Source organism: Rheinheimera soli, from assembly GCF_021290985.1.
GTDB lineage: Bacteria > Pseudomonadota > Gammaproteobacteria > Enterobacterales > Alteromonadaceae > Pararheinheimera > Pararheinheimera soli.
Genome location: NZ_JAJOYU010000001.1, coordinates 15008 through 33242, shown reverse-complemented (window position 1 = coordinate 33242; position 18235 = coordinate 15008). Strand labels below are relative to the sequence as shown.

Genomic DNA, 18235 nt, shown 5'->3' with positions numbered 1-18235 from the left:
GATAGTCGTCAGGACGGGGATCCATGTTTTTACAGCAGTTTATTAGTGAGCATAACCACGAAGTCAGTTTTAGCCGTCAGCAGGCCTGCCGTTTTGCCAAGGAAGTGGCGACAGATTTTAACCCTATCCACGACGCCGACAGTAAAAGATTCTGTGTGCCTGGTGATTTGTTGTTTGCTCATATGGTCAGCAAACACGGTTTAGCGCAAAAATTACATTGCACCTTCGCCGGTATGGTCAGCTCAGATGTGCTGTTGCACTCAGAGCAGCAAGGTGATGAATGGCGTTTGTGTGATCAGCAGCAAAAGAATTATTTGATTTTGCGCCAGCAAGGTGAAATTCATCATGATTTGGGCTACATCGAATCCTTAGTCAAAGACTATGTGCGTTTCTCAGGCCAAAACTTCCCACATATCCTGCAGCCTTTAATGCAGCAGCATCAGGTGATGATTAACCCACAACGTCCGCTGGTGATTTACGAAAGCATGACGCTGGAATTTGACCGTTTTTCAGCACAATCGCCTGAATTACGTTTAGCCCACAATGGCTTAACAGTCGAAGGCAAACGGGGTTTAGCCCGCTTAGGTTTTGAGCTGGTCGAAAATGGTGAAGTGATAGGCCGTGGCGAAAAGCGTATGATTTTAAGCAGTCTGCAGCCTTATGAAGAAACAGTGATGCAGCAAATGGTCGATTTTTACAACGAACGTAAAACTCAGTTTCAGCACGCGGTTTAAGGCTGTGAATCTGGCGCAGCTGGCTTGGATTGCATCAGCGCTTCTGCTAATGTGCCGCGAAATAACCCCTTTTAGTTGAGGTCGCTGATGTATTACATGATTTGTTCGGAAGATGTGCCAAATAGCCTGCCATTACGTAAGCAAGTACGTGAACAGCATTTAGCCCGTTTGCAGGAATTAAAAGCCCAGGACCGTTTATTAATTGCAGGCCCATTGCCAGCAGTTGACCTGGAAGACCCGGCTGAAGCAGGTTTTACCGGCTCTTTAGTGGTAGCGCAGTTTGAGTCTTTAGAACAGGCCAAGGCCTGGGCAGCTGCAGATCCATACATAGCAGCAGGAGTGTACGCCAACTCAGTAGTGAAGCCATTTAAAAAGGTGTTGCCTTAAGTATTGAAGGCGCTGACTGCTTAGCCAAATAGCTCCCAAAAATCCCCGACATGTTCGGGGATTTTTTGCTTGTAGCTCTTTGCTGCTTATTTTGCAGTTAGAAAGGCGATAACAGAGAGGCTGGCGCTGGCAAGCTAAATTGATACTCCGCCGTTTGGTAGCGCTGAACTATACGGCTTAGCTCGCCATTGTCGTATAAAAGTTGCCAGGCTTTTGCCAGTTGCTCTAATTGCTGCGGGCTTAGTGTGTGGCGGTTAAAGCCAAAATACACAGGGCTTTGATACACCTCAAACAAGGGTTCTAAGCCAACTGTTGACAAGCCAGCCTGCTTTTTCCAGTAGTGATAAGCCACAATATCTTCCAGCACGCCATGCACACGACCATTGAGCAGCAACGCCTGTTTATCCTCATTACCTCGAATAAACACAAAACGAGTGCGATTTTTTGCATCGTTTAAAATGCTGTCCAGCTCATCGCCGTAATAAGCGCCGTTAAGTAACGCAATAATGCCCGATGTGCCAGTGCGTTTTAGCTCGGTCAGATTGGTTAACCCCGGAAAAGCCTTTGCTATTCCCACCAGATAGATAATTTCTTGCTGATGCGGGCCAATAAATACAAAGTGTTTGCTGCGTTCGGCGTTGTAACTTAAGTGGCTTAACACATCCAGTTCGCCCTGTTCAATCAGCTTTAACGAGCGTAACCAAGGGCTATGAATAAACTCCAGAGTACAATCCACTTCCTTTGCCAGACGGGTCAGCAACTCAACATTCAGGCCGCTCCAGCTTTTACCCTGCTGAATAATATAAGGCGCAAAGCTGGTTTCAATGCCCATACGCAAGGTGCAGCTTTGTGAGCGAAAACTCATCAGTAAACAGACTATGGCGGCAAGAAAAAGCTTCATAAAGCCCTTATCAAGGCAGCGAAGGTATAACTGAACTATATACGCAGCAGCGCAAGCTTGCCTTTGGGCTCTAACATTTTTGCGAAAGACGGGCAGATTGCCGCGATAAAGCCAGGCGAAAGAGCTAGATCAGGGAGTATGCCGCATTCAGCAGACAGCGCCGAACTTTAGATGTTTCAAGATTAGAAAAACTATATAAATTAATCGGTTATATACCATCACTATTTTTCTACTGTAATCAACTTGTAAGCCAAATGTAGTTGGATTGTCATTTAGAGTCATTACTTTAATCCGCTGTTCCCTTCACTCAGATGGATTTTAGTCATGACGTATTCCAGACAAAAACAATTTAAAAAGAAGATGTTAAGCTCGTTAGTGCTGGCGAATTTGGCCAGTGGCGCATGTACAGTTATGGCGGCAGAAGGCGATGAAGCCGCGATAGAGCGTATGACAGTGACCACACAAAAGCGCGTGCAGTCGATTCAGGATGTGCCTGTGACTGTGTCGGCTTTTAGCGGTGAAATGCTGGAGCACTTAGGTATTGCTGATCTGGATGTGTTGTCCGATATCACTCCGGGTTTAGTGATTCAGGAGCAAAGCCCAAACAACCCGGGTTTTGTCATTCGAGGTATTACCTCAGACAGCGGCTCTGCTCAGGCTTCCCCGCGTGTTTCTGTCTATTACAACGGCACTGATATTTCCCGCTCACGGGGTTCTTACTTCGAGCTCTTTGATATTGAACGGGTTGAAGTAGTGAAGGGGCCACAAGCGACTTTATTTGGTACAGCTGCTTCTGTGGGGGCTTTAAGTGTCACCACCCGTAAACCTCAGGAAGAGTTCGAAGCTGGTGTGACTTTAGGTGCAGGCAATTTTTCTGCAAAAAATGTGAATGGTTTTATCACGGGCGGCGAGCAAAAAGTACAAGGTCGTCTGGCTTTTACTTATAAAGAACGTGATGGTTATGTCGACAACATTGCTCAAAACCAGCCGGATTTACATGGCATTGAACGTACCGGTATTCGCCCTTCATTGCGTATTACCCCGAATGAAGATTTAACTGTTGATCTGGTGTACAACTATGAAAAAAATAACGACACAGGCACAGCCTTTAAAAGTCGTCGTTTTGCGCCAACAGGGGGCGATACCAGCCCGTATAGCTTCGTAGAGGCCAGTGGCAGCCCTTTAGCACAACAAGTATTTGGCAAATCTGATTTGGGCGTAGAGCGCACTGTCAAAGACTTAAATATGACAGTGAACTGGGATTTAAACGAGCAGTGGCAGTTAACCAGTATCAGCGCTAAACGTAGTTTTGATTCACTGGAAGTTTTTGATGCAGACGGCACCCAAGCCTGGTTTTTAGAATTTGCTGAAGATGCGGTTGGCGATCAATTCAGTCAGGAATTACGCCTGAACTACAGCGGCGACAAGCTCAATAGCTTTTTTGGTGTCAGTTACTTTGACGAAGATGGTTCTCAGTTAGTGCCTTTTAGTACAGAGGAATCCGTTTATTTGAACTGTGTCGGAGTTTTGGCCGCTTATAATCAGCCTTGTATTAACCCTGACGGCACAGTGAATATTTTGACTCCACTGCTAACTCAAGGCCAGTTGCAGTTATTGCCTTATCAGGGCAGCTATCAGAATTTTGGTGAAAATAAAGCCTTTTCGGTTTTTGCTGATTTCAGTTATGCAGTGACAAAAGAGTTAGAGCTGACTGCAGGTTTACGTTATGTCGATGAAGATAAAACCAGCCGTTACGCGTCAAACTTTGCTAATTCGTTCCTGACAAAAGCACCGCTATTGCCCGTAGTTTCAACCAATGGTCAAATTTTTATTGCCGAAGGCAGCTTTGACGCCTGGTTACCACGTTTTAACGTACTGTATCGTCTAAACGAACAACTGAACGTCTACGCTACTGTTTCAAAAGGCCGTCGTTCAGAAGTGATGGATGTAGGTTCTGCCAATAGCGCGGCTGGCGTAGTACCACGAGTGACCGAGATTCCGGCCGAGTATATCTGGAACTACGAAGCAGGTATCAAAGGCAGCACGGCAAACAACGAGCTGCGTTATGCGGTATCGATGTTCTATCAGGATTATCAGAACTTCCAGGTCAGCCTGCGTGATGATGCGGGTAACACCTATACAGCCAACGCCGGTAATGCGAAAAATATCGGTATAGAGACCGAGCTGAGCGTTACATTAACCGACAACCTGGACTGGTTTGCCAATCTAGCCTGGATTGACGCAAAAATTGATGATGACAGCAGCAACGGTAACTTAGCGGGCAACAGATTCCGCCTGCAGCCGGAATACACGGCAGGCACAGGCCTGATGCATAGCTACGAACTGGGCGGCGAATATCAACTGAACAGCTCGTTGATCTACAGTTTTCGCAGCGATATTTTCTTTGAAGAAGCTAACGCTCCAGTTGCAGGTTTTGATATCAGCCAGGGCGCAGTGCAGCTCACCAGCTTGCGTGTAGGGCTGGAGAACACTCAGCAACACTGGTCTGTAACTCTGTATTCCAGCAACTTATTTGATAAAGAATATCTGGTGGATGCAGGCAACACAGGTGGTGCTTTTGGTTTCCCAAGCTTTATCCCGGGTGCGCCAGCATTTTTTGGTATTGAGTTCACCAAAAGCTTTATGTAGCAGCTGTTAAAAACCAAAGCTGCGGTGGGAGAGGGCCATAAAATTCAGGCTTTCCCTGCCGCAGCTTTTATTCTTTCTGACTCAGACACTCTGTGATTTTTTAAGGAGCCTTAAATGCGCCTCTTTCCTATATCCTTTTTAACCTTAGCGTTATCCATCACTGGCGGCAGCTTGTTGTCTGGCCATGCCACTGCGAATACTGTTGCTATAACAGCCGCGGAGCAGTTGTACCAGCCACAACCTGCACAAATGCAACCGCAACTGGCTGCGACAGGTGAACATAGGGTAGGTGTGACTAGTTTAGGTATCACCAACCCGGCGCAATTAAACCTGTTGACCCAACAAAAACAAGACCGTGAAATGCTGCTGGAGCTGTGGTACCCGGCAGAAAAAACTCTGCCAACTGGTGCTTTAGCGCCGCAAGCGACTTATGACAATGTCACCAAAAGCCATCAGCCTTTTAGTATTCAGGCCAATGCACTGCGGGACGCCAAAGCCAAAACCGGGCAAAACTACCCGCTGGTGGTGTTGTCGCATGGTTATGTGGGTTACAGAACCTTGATGTTTTATCTGGCCGAGCATTTAGCCTCACACGGTTATGTGGTGGCCGCTATTGACCACCCACAATCGACCAATGCCGAAGTGGATGCCATCAAAGCGCCTTATGCTGGTTTTCCTGCTACTTTGTACCATCGCTCCCGTGATCAGCAGTTTGTATTGTCTTACTTTCGCGAGCATCCAAAGGCGTTAGAAGGTGTGATCAATACTGATGCAGCAGCTGTGATTGGTTACTCAATGGGCGGTTATGGCGCTATCAATACAGTAGGTGGCTGCTTTAACTTTACCGAGCAAAGTGTGCAGGCTTTTACCGGCAGTAAAGATCAGGCAACTAACGCGGCATTAAAGCAATTGCTGAATAGTTGCGCTGGTGGGCAATACCCTAAAACTTTGGACCAGCTAAAAGTAGACCCAGCCTGGAAAGCGGCTATCGCCATAGCGCCATGGGGAGGTCAGCATAAGTTGTTTTCAGCCGATGCGCTGGCTGCTATTAAAGTGCCTATGCTGTACTTTGCTGGTGATCAGGATGATGTGTCAGGTTATGAAGGCATGCAGTGGCTGTATAACCAAACGGGCCGCCAAGGCAGTAACAGTAAATATATGCTGACCTATCACAATGCCCGTCACAATATTGCCCCTCATCCGGCTCCTGCTGTTGCACGGCAAAACAAAATGGACTTTGGTCATTACCACGACGCCAGCTGGTCGGCGCAAAGCATCAACGACATCAATAAACATTTTGCGTTGGCGATGCTGGACTGCCATGTTAAAGCCATCAGCGCGCAATGTGAGTACTTGAAATTAGCACCAACTCCTAACGATGCCGCCGCTAAAGCGACGGAAAACAGCAGCGGTTGGTTAGGTTTTCCAGCACGTTATGACACAGGCTTGTCCTGGCAGTATCAGTTACAAAAGTAGCTTGCACTGGTCGCAAAGCGGCAGTGCAACAGGACGTTAAAATCTGTCGGGCCACAGGGCAGGGCTGCTGTGCCTCGACAGATTAATGCTGAGCTTTGTTAGCCTTTTGCAGTTAAATAGCTTTCAAAAACAACGAAATACCTTTACCTTTTATTCAGAGCTTGTTGACAAAAATAAAGGGTAAAAGGAATTGGATATGCTAGCTAAAGTATTAGGTGTGACTGTGTTTCTGCTGCTCAGTCAAAACAGTTTTGCCACCACTGTTGATGCTGGCATCAGTATCAGTAAGGCTTTGCAACATGAAGCCCGCACAGCAGAAAATAAAAAACGCGACGTTGCAAGAAAACCCGAACAGACATTAGCGTTTTTTGAAGTGACACCACAAAGCACTGTAGTCGAAGTCTGGCCTGGTTCTGGTTGGTATACCGAAATTTTAGCGCCGCTACTGGTCGAAAAGGGCAAACTCTACGCCGCCCATTATTCCGATAAGTTCACCTTTCTAAGCGCTGCCTATATGGAAAAAGGCCGCGCAGAATACAAAGCAAAACTTGCATCGCACCCCATCTACAAAAGTGTCACAGTGACCGACTTTGCGCCTTTGGCGGATATCGCCATAGCGCCAGCAGGCAGCGTCGATGTAGTGCTGTCTATCCGCAATCAGCTCTATTTATTTGACGGCGAAACTTCGTTAAAACATGCGTTAGACAACTTTTATAAAGCGCTGAAACCTGGAGGTGTATTAGGTGTAGTAGCGCCGCGTTTGCCAGACAATTTACTCAATACAGACTGGAAAAAAACCGGTTATGTGCCAGAGCAGTTATGGTTAAAACTGGCCAAAGAAGCCGGATTTAGCTTCGAAGCAAGTAACGATATGCTACTCAACCCAAAAGACACAGCCGATCACCCATCAGGAATCTGGTCTTTACCGCCTACTTTAGCCGGAACTGAAGAAGAAAAAGCTAAGCATCTTGCTATTGGTGAAGTAAACCAAATGGTGCTGAAGTTTAGAAAGCCGAAGGAGTAGTAGGGTTTTTGTGGTTGCTTGGCTGACTTAGGTTCGATGATTTGTAGGTTGTGCTTGACGCAGGTTGCACTCGCCGCAAAGCGGTAGTGCAAAGTGGCTAATGCTAAAGGAGTAGGCTTAGCCATAAACAGCTAATTCTCTATTTTTAGCCAAAAAAGGCTAACCCCCTATTTTTAGCTAAAACCGCTTAATTCCCATAATTAGCCAATAATGGCTAAATTTGATTTTTTAGCTAAAAATGGCTAAATTTGTATCTGGATGTAAAAAGGAGTTTTAATGTGGAGATTAGCCATAAACCTATCGCAGTGATCAGCGGCGACATTGTCAACTCAACTAAGTTAACCTCTGAGCAGTTTGAAAAACTACTTAAACGAATCAAAGATATTCAAACATGGATCAGCGTAGGGCATTCATCAAATGCGCACAGTATTGAGCGTGGTGATGAGTTTCAGTCCGTGGTACATGATATTGAATGCGCTCTGAGATACACCATCATTTATCGAATTGGTATTAAAGCGCTTGGCAAAGAATTTGATAGTCGCATTAGCTTTGCTATTGCTTCTAATGCAGATCTGCGTGAGTCGGTCTCGGAATCAATGGGGAAAGCATTTGTTCTTTCCGGGCGTGGATTAAAAGCCTTGAAGAGCGACAAGTTGGTTTTTAACTCTGACCGCTTTGAGCTCACTGAACACTTTGATTTGCTCTTTAAGTATCTTGACAGACAACTCACTGAATTAACCTCGCGCCAATGTGAAGTCATGCTTCCGATGCTCCAATCAAACGAAGGGTTGTCGATTAATGAGTTAGCAGAAAGGCTTGATGTCGCTACTGCCACTGCGAGTAAGTCACTTAAAGCTTCAGGTTGGCCGCTGATCAGTGAACTGAATTTGCGGTTTATTAACCAGGTGGCGGGGCTCACCTATGTCTGATTTTTTGAGTGTTCTAATACCCTTCATGCTGATGCACATCATCTGCGACTTTTACTTGCAGCCAAAGCTATGGGTCGAAGCCAAAAAAGCGAACACTTATCGCTCACCTGAGTTATACCTTCACTCACTACTACATGGCTTTGCTTCATTAATTCCTGCAGTGATCTTAGCTGTTGATTGGCGCACCGCTGCTTGCGTGGTTGTTATAGTTGCAGTAAGTCATTTTATTATCGATCTGTGGAAAGTAAGTACACCACGTGGTGAGACATTTTCCTATTTTGTTATTGACCAGACTTTGCATCTGTTGATATTAGCGGTCATTGCTTTTCATATAGCAGACAGTGTAACTATTGAGGCAGTGCTAAAACATGAAAACTTCCCTGATGCAGTGATGCTGCTTTTTGGTTACCTTCTCATTCTCAAACCAACATCAATTGTGATTGCCAGCATCTTAAAAAAGTATCCACTATCAGGTAGCGCTGGAGACGACACTACTCAAGTCAGTGGTATTGTCGCTGGTGGTGAGTTAATTGGTTATTTAGAACGCTTGTTAATACTGACTTTTACCCTTGTGGGCAGTTATGAAGCAGTGGGATTCGTATTGGCAGCCAAGTCAATATTTAGATTTGGTGAATTGAACAAAACAAACGACCGAAGCATGACTGAGTATGTGTTGATTGGATCATTGGTATCGGTGGTGATCACAACATTGGTGGGAACCTTATTGTCATTTGGTTTAGATGTGAAAATTAAGTAGGCGAAAAGCTATTTGGCTGCTTATGGCTTAATGCCTCAATAAGTTCGAATCTTAAGGGATAGCTGCCTTCTGTTTACCTCAGGTTGTTCTTGGCAACCTAACCTTGTTATCGTTGTTAGGATAAGCTGTTCCTGCGACAACCCCAGATTTCCAACAAAACCCAATAGGCGTATGCAACTCACTGTGGCAAAATCAGTTTTATAGCTTAAACAGCAAACGAATAAAGACTAACGGAGTACTGTCGCATTGGCACTTGAGCCTGGTTTTTTAGTGATCCATTCCAATCAGCTGGAGCAGCTGCGCTCGCTTCTGGTGCAGTTTTGTCAGCGTTATCCGCTTTCGCCCTTAGAGCTTGAGCAGGTGCTGGTGCAAAGTAATGGTATAGCGCAGTGGCTGAAACTGGCTTTTGCTGCGTCCCCAGACGAAGCCGATCCCTATGAGCGTGGTTTGGGCATAGCTGCCGCTATGCAGGTGCAGTTGCCGGGCCGTTTTATCTGGAGCATGTATCAACTGGCGCTGCCAGAGCAGCAACTACCTGATTTATCGGTCTTTAGTAAAGACAGTTTACGCTGGCGTATTTTCCGTTTATTGCCTGCTTTAGTCACACAAGATGAATTTGAGCTGCTGCGCCGTTTTATCAGTGACGATAAAGATCAGCAAAAACGCTCACAATTGGCGCTGAAACTGGCGGATTTATTTGACCAGTATCAGGTGTACCGTGCCGACTGGTTGGCTGATTGGGCTAAAGGGCTTTATCGCCTGGCGCAAATGGATGGCGATGCGAAAGTGATGCCGGATGATCAGCTGTGGCAAGCCAAACTCTGGCAGGCGATTTTGGCAGAGTTGCCAGCAGAACAGCAGCAACAAAGCCGGTTTTCCTTGCATCAGGCCTTTTTACAGCAAGTAAAAAGCTGGACAAAAGCGCCGAAAAATTTACCACGCCGTGTGATAATTTTTGGTATCTCGTCTTTGCCGCAACAAATGCTGGAAGTGCTGTCAGCTCTCGCGCCTTATTGTCAGATTTTATTGGCGGTGCTGAACCCTTGTCAGTTGTATTGGGCTGATATTATTGCCGAAAAAGACAAAGTAAAAGCAGCGCAAAGACGCCAGCCGGAGAAGGCCGGTTTTTTACCTTTTGCCAGTGCCGAGCAGTTATCAGGCCAGGCGCAGCCTTTGCTGGCCGCCTGGGGAAAACAGGGGCGGGATTATATTCGCTTGCTGGATCAGTTTGATGAAACTGCTGCCCATAAAGAGCTGTTTGCTCATCAAAAAGTCGATTTATTTGAATCGCCCAATACCAGCCATTTATTAGGTCAGTTGCAGGACGATATTTTGCAGCTGCGATCCATCACAGAAACCCAAAGCCAGTGGCCAGCCTTAACAGCTGAAGCGGCGCGCAGCATTAGTTTTCAAAAAGCCCATAGTCCACTTCGCGAAGTAGAAATTCTGCATGATCACCTGCTGAGGCTCTTTGCCGAAAACCCCGAGCTGGGTGCTAAAGATGTGATGGTGATGGTGCCGGACATTAATTTGTACGCGCCTTTAATTGAAGCTGTGTTTGGCAAAGTGCCGATGGGCGATTTGCGCTATATCCCTTACAGTATTTCCGATCAAAACAGCAAAAAACAGCAACCGTTATTGCAGGCTTTAGAAGTGCTGTTAAGCCCGGAGCAGCAACGCTTAAACGCCAGCACCGTATTCGATATGCTGGATATCAGTGCCTTGCAGCAACGTTTTGGCTTAAAAGCAGCAGCTTTGCCCAAGATTAAGCAGTGGATTGAAGGGGCTGGTATTCGTTGGGGGCTTGACCAACAACACCGTCAGCAGCTGGGTTTACAGCATGGTTTTGAGCAAAACAGCTGGCTTTTTGGTATTCGTCGTATGCTGCTGGGGTATGTGGCGGGTGATACAGCACCATGGCAAGGCATTGCGCCTTATGCTGATGTGGCAGGATTAGAAGCAGCCGAACTTGGCCCTGTGCTGGTGCTGCTGCAAAAAATTAACGAGTTATGGCAACAACTTCCCCTAAAGCGCAGCCCAGATGACTGGCATTTGCTCTTTACTCAGCTGCTACAAGACTTTTTTGCACCCGATGAGCTGGAAAGTCAGCAGCTCGTGCAGCAATTACAACAGCAACTGCAAAGTTGGCTCGACAACACCACAGGCGCTGAACTTAAAGAAGAATTAAGTTTACAAATTGCCCGTCAGGCTTTGTTAGAGCCGATGCAGGCTGGTGGTTTGCAGCAGAAGTTTTTTAGTGGTCGTGTTAATTTCGCCACCTTGCTGCCGATGCGCTCTATTCCTTTTGCGGTGATTTGTTTGCTCGGTATGAACGATGGCGCTTATCCACGGGTGCAGCAGCGGCAGGACTTCGACTTAATGGCGCTGGATTATCGCAGTGGCGACCGTTCACGCCGTGATGATGACCGCTATTTATTACTCGAAGCTTTATTGTCGGCCCGCCAGCAGTTTTATATCAGTTGGGTAGGTTTTAGCGTCTTTGATAACAGCGCGCGCGCACCTTCTGTGTTGGTCAGTCAGCTGCGTGATCATTTGTCTACAGGCTGGGCTATGGCTGATGGCTCCAAACTGTTGGAGCAAATCACTGTTGAGCACCCCTTACAGCCGTTTAGCCGCCGTTACCGTGAGGCAGGAGCAGGCCTTGTTAGCTATCAGCAGGAATGGGCCAGCTTGCATCAAAAAGCCGCAGCGGTAGAGCAGGGCGAGGCACTTGAAGTACTTCACGATTTACACTGGACTTTAAAACAAGCCAGCGATTTTATGCGTGAGCCGGTGCGGTTCTTTTTTAATGAACGCTTAAAAGTACGGCTGGAATTGCCGGAACTGGCCAGTATTAACGATGAAGTTTTTGCTTTGGATCCGCTCGAGCGCTGGCAAATGCAGCAGCAGCTGGTGGCGGAGTTAAAACGTTCTATTGAGCAAAAAGAACAAAGCCAAAACTGGCAACAACAGACGGAACAGCAGCTGGAATTATTCCGCTTGCAAGGCCGCTTGGCTGTGGGTTCAGGCGCTGCATTAATGCAACAGGATTTGGTGGCAGGGCTTGAAGAGCTAGCCGCTGGCTATCAGGATTTTTTAAGCGCTTTTCCAACGGCCGATGCTAGTTTTTATCCGCTGCGTTTTGTTTGTCAGCAGGGTGAGCTGGTTGAGCATTTAACAGGTTTTAGGCGAAGTGCGGACAACTCAGCTTTGGCCTATGCCGAGCTGTTGCCGGTAGCCCTGATTAAAGACCGAAGCATCCACTGGCGGCATTTAGTTGCGCCTTATCTGAAGCTGCTTTTATGCTGTGCCAGCGGCGTGCCGCTTAGGCTTTATGTGCTGTCCCGAGTGGGGCAGTTAGTGCTGCAACCTATTGAAAAACAACAGGCAGAACAGCAACTGGGGCAGATTTTACAGCTAATGCAACAAGGCTTATCAGAACCTTTAGCGCTGGAGTTTAATGTAGGTGTCGAACTGGTAAAACAGCTGGAAAAAGGCGCAGCTTTGGATGACAAACTGCAGACGAAGCTGGAGCGTGTGTACGTGGGCGATGACTTTAACGCAGGAGCCCTGCAACGTAGCCCTTATTTACAACGCGCTTTTGCGCAGTTTGAGGCGCTTTGGCAAAAGGGTCAGTTAGCAGATAACGCCAGCGCTTTATATGGGCCATTAATCGCGGTGAGCTACAGCGAGGTGTCAGCATGAACCAGACCGAACTCTTTAGCGCCGACAAGCCAAGTATCGCCAATCTGGATTTATTGTCCTTCCCGTTATCCGGCAGTCAGTTGATTGAGGCCAGCGCGGGTACAGGCAAAACCTTTACCATAGCGGCTTTGTATCTCCGTTTGGTATTGGGCCATGGCACCAGTAAAGCCTTATTACCGCCCGATATTCTGGTGGTAACTTTTACCGAAGCAGCAACACAAGAGCTGACCGAACGTATAGGCCAGCGTTTAGCCGATGCTGCTCGTTATTTTCGTGAGCAGACAGACGCTTTAAATAAAGAGCAGGCGGATCCCTTTTTACAAAGCCTGCGCAGTGAGTTTACTCCTGAGCAGTGGCCGCATTGTGCTTATCAGCTGGAGCTGGCTGTGCAGTATCTGGATGAAGCAGCGATTTCTACTATTCACGGCTGGTGTAATAAAGTACTGGCTGAATTTGCGCTCTCGAGCGGCTATTTGTTTGAACAAAATCTGGTGACAGATGTCGAGCAGTTGCAGCTGGATGTGATCCGGGATTACTGGCGTAATTTTTATTATCCCTTGGCGGAAGAGCATATAGCCACCGTCTGGCAACAGCTGCAAAACCCTGAAACCTTGCGCAAAAAGATTCTGCCGCTAATCAGCCATCTGTCGCTATTTACTGAACCTGCGACACCAGCCGTGTTATTGCCTGAAGTCAAAGCGCAGCGTAAGCAAAAGCTGGCAGAGTTAAAAGCGCCCTGGAATAACTGGGTGAGTGAAATCCGTATTTTGCTGCATACTGCTATTGAGCGCAAAGAAGTGGATGGCCGTAAATTGCAGGCGCGTTATCTCGACAGCTGGCTGGCAAAATTAGTGGCTTGGATCACCGATGCTGACATGGTCGACCCAGATTTACAAACAGGCCAAAGCCGCTTAACACCAGAAGGTTTAGCGGAAGCTTTTAAAGGCCCTGTGCCGCATCATCCTGCTTTTGAAGCTATGGCAAAACTGGGTGATGCACTGGCGGCTTTGCCGGATCCGGAGCAGGATTTAGTGCTGCATGCCGCCTTTTGGTTTGCGCGGCGTTTCCATCAGTTGCAATTAGAGCGCTCTGAACTTGGTTTTGATGAGCTATTAAGCCGCTTGCAGCAAGCGCTGCAAAAAGATGAGGGGGGCTTATTGGCCGAACGGCTACGACGTAAATTCCCGCTGGCGCTGATAGATGAATTCCAGGACACCGATCCTGTGCAATATCAGCTGTTTGATGCCATTTATCAGCTGAATCAAAACAGAAGCGATTGCGGCATTTTATTGATAGGCGACCCAAAACAAGCCATTTACGCCTTTCGTGGAGCTGATATTTATAGTTATTTAGCCGCCAAACAAGCCACAGCAGGCAGGCACTTTCAGCTACCGAAAAACTTCCGTTCTACCAACGAAATGGTCAGCGCGGTCAATCACTTATTTAGCTACGCCGAACAGCGTGCTTTAGGCGCTTTTGTATTGGGTCGACCGGATTTATTAAGTTTTTATCCGGTAGAAGCTGCAGGGCGTAAAGAGAAATTTGTGGTGGAACAAAAACCGGCTACAGCGCTGGAGTTTTGTATTAAAGAATCCCCCGATGGCAAAGCCTTTAGTAAAGCAGCCTGTTTAGCGGAGATGGCGCAGGCCTGTGCTGAACAAATAGCAGTATTTTTAACCGGCAGTGCGGCAGGCAATACAGGCTTTGTAGAAAAAGGGCAGTTCACAGCACTTAAAACCAGCGATATAGCGGTTTTAGTCAATAACCAGCAGGAAGCCAATGCCATTAAAAAAGCTCTGGCAGAGCGTGCTTTGGCGTCAGTGTATTTATCCGATAAAGGTGCTGTATTTGAAAGCCCTGTGGCACTGGATTTATTGCTATGGCTTAGAGCATGCGCTGAGCCACAACGTGAAGCTTTAGTGCGCTCTGCGCTATCGAGTTGGAGCTTATCGTTAAATTATGCTGAGCTTGAGCAACTGCTGCAGGATGAACTACGTTGGGAGCAAGAGCTGGCGCGTTTTATGGCTTATCAGCAACTCTGGCAACAGCAAGGTGTGCTGGTGATGTTATGGCAGCTGATACGTGATTTTGCTGTGGCTGAGTTTTTACAGCAGCAGCCATCAGGCGAAAGGCTACTGACCGATATTCTGCATTTGGCTGAGCTGTTGCAGCAACGCTCCATGGAGCTGGAAGGTCCGGCTGCGCTTATTCGTTATCTGGCCGAACATTTGGCAGGTCAGGGCGATTTAGCGGCTGAGCAGCAAAAACTGCGTTTAGAAAGCGACGAAGCCCTGATTAAAATTGTCACCATTCACAAATCCAAAGGTCTGGAATACCCGCTGGTGTTTTTGCCTTTTATCGCTTTAGCCCGTGCTGTAGATGCCAACAAAGGCCCTGTCACTTACCACCAGGATGGTGAACTGACAGTGGTGTTACAAGCCAATGAGCAGCAAGCTCAACAAGCAGAGCGTGAACGTTTGGCCGAAGATATGCGTAAGCTTTATGTGGCATTAACCCGGGCGCGGCATTATTGCTGGGTCGGGCTGATGCCGGTGAAAGAGCAAAGCGCTATAGGGTATCTGCTCTCAGATGATGCGCTGGTGTCGCCAGTGGCTTTGCCAGAGCAGTTATCGCCATTACTGAAACAGCTTGATATTCGTCTTGCAGAAAATTTATCAGAGCAGCGGACTCAAGTCGCAGTGCTGGATCAGGCGGGCGAGCTATTGCCTTATGCCCAAATGACCCGTTCAGTCAAAGAGTTGTGGTGGATAGCCAGTTACAGCGCTTTGCTGGAGCAACATCAGCACGACAGTAAAGCGGCGGAGTTATTTCAGGAATTGCAGCAGGAGCTGGCACCAGAGCAATTGCAGGAGCAAGTGGAGCTAACAGAACCTAAAGCTATCACTTTGGCTCAGGGATTTGTGCGCGGCAGTCAGGCCGGTACTTTTTTGCATGATGCGTTGGAGTGGGGCGCAGTTCAGGGCTTTGATCTATTAGCGCAGCAGCCGGATTTATGGCAACCAGGCCTTACCCCTTTAATGCAGAAATATGGCTTGTTGCAGCAACTGCCGGAAGACAGATGGCAAATCCGTTATTGGGCTGAGCAACAAGCGCCTTATCCTGAAACTGACCATTTAGCCGATGCGATATTGCCTTTACAACAGTGGCTGACGGAGTTGATTCAAACGCAACTTTGGCGGAACAACAAAACCAGCTTAAGCAGCCTTACACAAGGCAGTTACCGGGCTGAACTCGAATTCTGGCTTGCCGTACAGCACTGCAGCAGTGCGCAGTTGGACGCCTTAGTGCAGCAGTATCTGTGGCCCGAATTGCCACGACCAGCGCTTCGTACTACGCAACTGCAAGGCATGCTGAAAGGTTTTATCGACTTAACTTTAGAGCAGGATGGCCGTTATTGGGTGCTGGATTACAAATCGAACTATATAGCCGATGGCCAGTACGACAACCCTGCTTTAACTCAGCAAATGCTGGCACACCGCTACGATGTGCAGGCGGCCTTGTATGCAGTGGCTATCCATCGCTTATTGCAAAGCCGCCTGGCGGGTTATCAGGCAAGCGAACATTTAGGTGGCGCTTTGTATTGGTTCCTGCGTGGTGTGGCTACAAACAAAGGTGTGCTTGCTGTGGATATTCCGCTGGAGTTGGTGAACAAGCTGGATGCTCTGCTGCAAGGTCAACTGGTCGCTAAGGAGCTGGCAAATGTCTGATTCAGAATTATTGGAACTACAGATGCAGGGCAAAGACTGGCGTGCTTTGGATAAAGCCCTGGTGACCTTTTTCCGCGAGCAGCAACAACTACCAGCTGCGCTAGCACTATTGATTGGCCAGTGCAGCTTTGCGCTGGCGCAAGGCCATTTGTGTTTACCACTTAAACGTATGCCACAGCATTCTGAACAGGAATGGCAGGCTTTGATGGCGCTTTATCCTGATTTAATTCAGCTGATTGAGACTGGCAATCAGCCTTTTGTTTATGCCAATAATGCTTTGTATATGAGGCGTTATTTTAGTTATCAGCAGCATATAGCGTTTTATCTACAACAGAGCAGCGAACGTAGCCAACAGCTGCGACAGGCTATTAATCCGGCTCTGCTGAATCAGCTGCTGGATCCATTATTTCCTGTCACTGCGGCAACACAAGCTGCACCTGACTGGCAACGTTTATCCTGCGCCATAGCAGCCAGCAGTAGTTTTAGTGTGATCACAGGCGGTCCTGGTACTGGCAAAACCACCACAGTCGTTAAGTTGCTATTGGTATTGCAGCAATTACAGCAGCAACAAGGCGCTGCGCCTTTAACCATTCAACTGGCGGCTCCTACAGGAAAAGCTGCAGTGCGGCTTCGAAGCTCCATTCGTAATACGCTGGACAGACTGCCAGCATCGGCAGAGATAAAAAGCCAGGTACCAACGGATGTATCTACTTTGCATAAGCTGCTAGGCGCGCGCGCACAAAGCCGGCAGTTTAAACAAAATGCTTTTGAGCCTTTGGCGCTGGATTTATTAGTAGTGGATGAAGTCTCGATGTTGGATGTCGAACTGATGGCGGCTTTATTGTCAGCCTTACCGGCCCATGCAAGGTTGATTTTATTAGGCGATAAAGATCAGCTGGCCTCAGTAGAAGCGGGTGCTTTAATGGCAGAGCTTTGTCAGTGGGCAGAGCAGGGACATTATTTAGCGGAAACCGCAATCTGGCTCAATCAATTATCTGCTGTCGCTATTCCGGCTGCTTTAATCAGCGCTACAGGTAAAGCGCTGGAGCAGCAAATAGGCATGCTTCGCGTCAGCCATCGTTTTGATCCACAGAGTGGTATCGCCAAACTAGCCAATGCGGTGAATGCTGGTGATAGCGCTGAAGTTGCTGCTATTTGCCGCGCTGATTATGCCGACTTGCAGTATCTGGAAGCGACAGACTTTAAGCAACTCAAGCAGTTTGTTTTGACAGGCAAAGCAAAAGCAGAGCAAAAAGAAGCAGCGGGTTTTAGTTTTTATTTGAACACAGTGCGGCAAAGTCCGCCTTTAGAAGCAGAAGATCAGGTCATTGATTTATGGGCACAGCAAGTACTGGCTGATTTTGCTGCCTTTCAGTTGCTTTGTGCTGTGCGGCAAGGGCCTATGGGCGTTGAGCAAGTGAATCTGAGCGTCGAAAAAATGCTGCATCAGGCCGGGCTTATTCAGCAAAGCAGTCAGCACAGCAGCCACTGGTATGCCGGACGGCCTGTGATGGTGACACAAAATGATTATGCGCTGGGACTAATGAATGGCGATGTGGGTATTTGTTTGCTGCGACCTTATCAGGGCAAATTGATGCTAGCTGTGGCTTTTGCATCAGAAGACAGCAGTAAAGCGGTGCGCTGGGTTTTGCCTAGTCGCTTGCAGCAAGTTGAAACGGCTTACGCTATTACTGTGCATAAATCTCAGGGATCAGAGTTCCGTCATGCAGTGTTGGTATTGCCAGACAACTTCAGCCCGGTATTAAGCCGTGAGCTGATTTACACCGGTATTACCAGAGCGGCGAAACTTTTTAGCCTTGTCTGTGCCAAACCGGACTTGTTGGCCTTAGCTATTGAGCAGAAGGTTCAACGTCACGGCGCCGTCAGGCTGTAATGCGGGTGTTTACTAATTGTCTAGTACGGAAGTCGATAACAACGCGCTTCA

11 protein-coding genes are annotated in these 18235 nt (G+C 47.6%); 10 read left to right on the top strand and 1 reads right to left on the bottom strand.

Translation table 11 applies throughout. From position 1 onward, the window contains the following. Nucleotides 1-23 precede the first annotated feature (23 nt). A complete protein-coding gene (locus LSG37_RS00125) occupies nt 24-734 on the top strand; it encodes a DUF3581 family protein (RefSeq protein WP_233077841.1) in 711 nt (236 codons plus the stop codon). Between the two features lie 87 nt (nt 735-821). Next, entirely contained in the window at nt 822-1121 is a 300-nt protein-coding gene (locus LSG37_RS00120) for a YciI family protein (RefSeq protein ID WP_233006836.1), read from the top strand. 97 nt (nt 1122-1218) lie between these two features. On the opposite strand, the gene LSG37_RS00115 is transcribed toward LSG37_RS00120, so the two are convergent. Beyond that, entirely contained in the window at nt 1219-2022 is an 804-nt protein-coding gene (locus LSG37_RS00115; RefSeq protein WP_233077840.1) for a substrate-binding periplasmic protein, read from the bottom strand. Between the two features lie 324 nt (nt 2023-2346). On the opposite strand from LSG37_RS00115, the gene LSG37_RS00110 reads away from it, so the two are divergent. From LSG37_RS00110 to recD, 8 genes are all read left to right on the top strand, one after another. After that, on the top strand, nt 2347-4671 hold the full coding sequence (locus tag LSG37_RS00110) for a TonB-dependent receptor (protein WP_233077839.1): 2325 nt from the start codon (nt 2347-2349) through the stop codon (nt 4669-4671). 114 nt (nt 4672-4785) lie between these two features. Continuing rightward, on the top strand, nt 4786-6147 hold the full coding sequence (locus LSG37_RS00105; RefSeq protein WP_233077838.1) for an alpha/beta hydrolase family protein: 1362 nt from the start codon (nt 4786-4788) through the stop codon (nt 6145-6147). Between the two features lie 196 nt (nt 6148-6343). Continuing rightward, a complete protein-coding gene (locus tag LSG37_RS00100; protein WP_233077837.1) occupies nt 6344-7171 on the top strand; it encodes a class I SAM-dependent methyltransferase in 828 nt (275 codons plus the stop codon). A 278-nt stretch (nt 7172-7449) separates the two neighbouring features. Continuing rightward, on the top strand, nt 7450-8100 hold the full coding sequence (locus tag LSG37_RS00095) for a hypothetical protein (protein ID WP_233077836.1): 651 nt from the start codon (nt 7450-7452) through the stop codon (nt 8098-8100). Further along, entirely contained in the window at nt 8093-8857 is a 765-nt protein-coding gene (locus LSG37_RS00090) for a DUF3307 domain-containing protein (RefSeq protein ID WP_233077835.1), read from the top strand. Before LSG37_RS00095 ends, LSG37_RS00090 begins: the two co-directional genes overlap by 8 nt. Nucleotides 8858-9103: 246 nt before the next feature. Next, nucleotides 9104-12562, top strand: coding sequence for an exodeoxyribonuclease V subunit gamma (recC, locus tag LSG37_RS00085; RefSeq protein ID WP_233077834.1), 3459 nt, complete (start codon nt 9104-9106; stop codon nt 12560-12562). Continuing rightward, nucleotides 12559-16290 carry an exodeoxyribonuclease V subunit beta gene (gene recB, locus LSG37_RS00080; protein WP_233077833.1) on the top strand — a complete coding sequence of 1244 codons (3732 nt, stop codon included), beginning with the start codon at nt 12559-12561 and terminating at the stop codon, nt 16288-16290. The genes recC and recB overlap by 4 nt, the downstream gene beginning before the upstream one ends. Further along, nucleotides 16283-18184, top strand: a complete 1902-nt coding sequence (gene recD / locus LSG37_RS00075) for an exodeoxyribonuclease V subunit alpha (protein ID WP_233077832.1) — start codon at nt 16283-16285, stop codon at nt 18182-18184. Before recB ends, recD begins: the two co-directional genes overlap by 8 nt. The last annotated feature ends 51 nt before the right edge of the window (nt 18185-18235 follow it).

What these genes read in the sequence shown, in the direction of transcription:
- LSG37_RS00125 (WP_233077841.1), top strand. Translation starts at nt 24, where the DNA reads ATGTTTTTACAGCAGTTTATTAGTGAGCATAACCACGAAGTCAGTTTT.
- LSG37_RS00120 (WP_233006836.1), top strand. Translation starts at nt 822, where the DNA reads ATGTATTACATGATTTGTTCGGAAGATGTGCCAAATAGCCTGCCATTA.
- LSG37_RS00115 (WP_233077840.1), bottom strand. Translation starts at nt 2,022, where the DNA reads ATGAAGCTTTTTCTTGCCGCCATAGTCTGTTTACTGATGAGTTTTCGC.
- LSG37_RS00110 (WP_233077839.1), top strand. Translation starts at nt 2,347, where the DNA reads ATGACGTATTCCAGACAAAAACAATTTAAAAAGAAGATGTTAAGCTCG.
- LSG37_RS00105 (WP_233077838.1), top strand. Translation starts at nt 4,786, where the DNA reads ATGCGCCTCTTTCCTATATCCTTTTTAACCTTAGCGTTATCCATCACT.
- LSG37_RS00100 (WP_233077837.1), top strand. Translation starts at nt 6,344, where the DNA reads ATGCTAGCTAAAGTATTAGGTGTGACTGTGTTTCTGCTGCTCAGTCAA.
- LSG37_RS00090 (WP_233077835.1), top strand. Translation starts at nt 8,093, where the DNA reads ATGTCTGATTTTTTGAGTGTTCTAATACCCTTCATGCTGATGCACATC.
- recB (WP_233077833.1), top strand. Translation starts at nt 12,559, where the DNA reads ATGAACCAGACCGAACTCTTTAGCGCCGACAAGCCAAGTATCGCCAAT.
- recD (WP_233077832.1), top strand. Translation starts at nt 16,283, where the DNA reads ATGTCTGATTCAGAATTATTGGAACTACAGATGCAGGGCAAAGACTGG.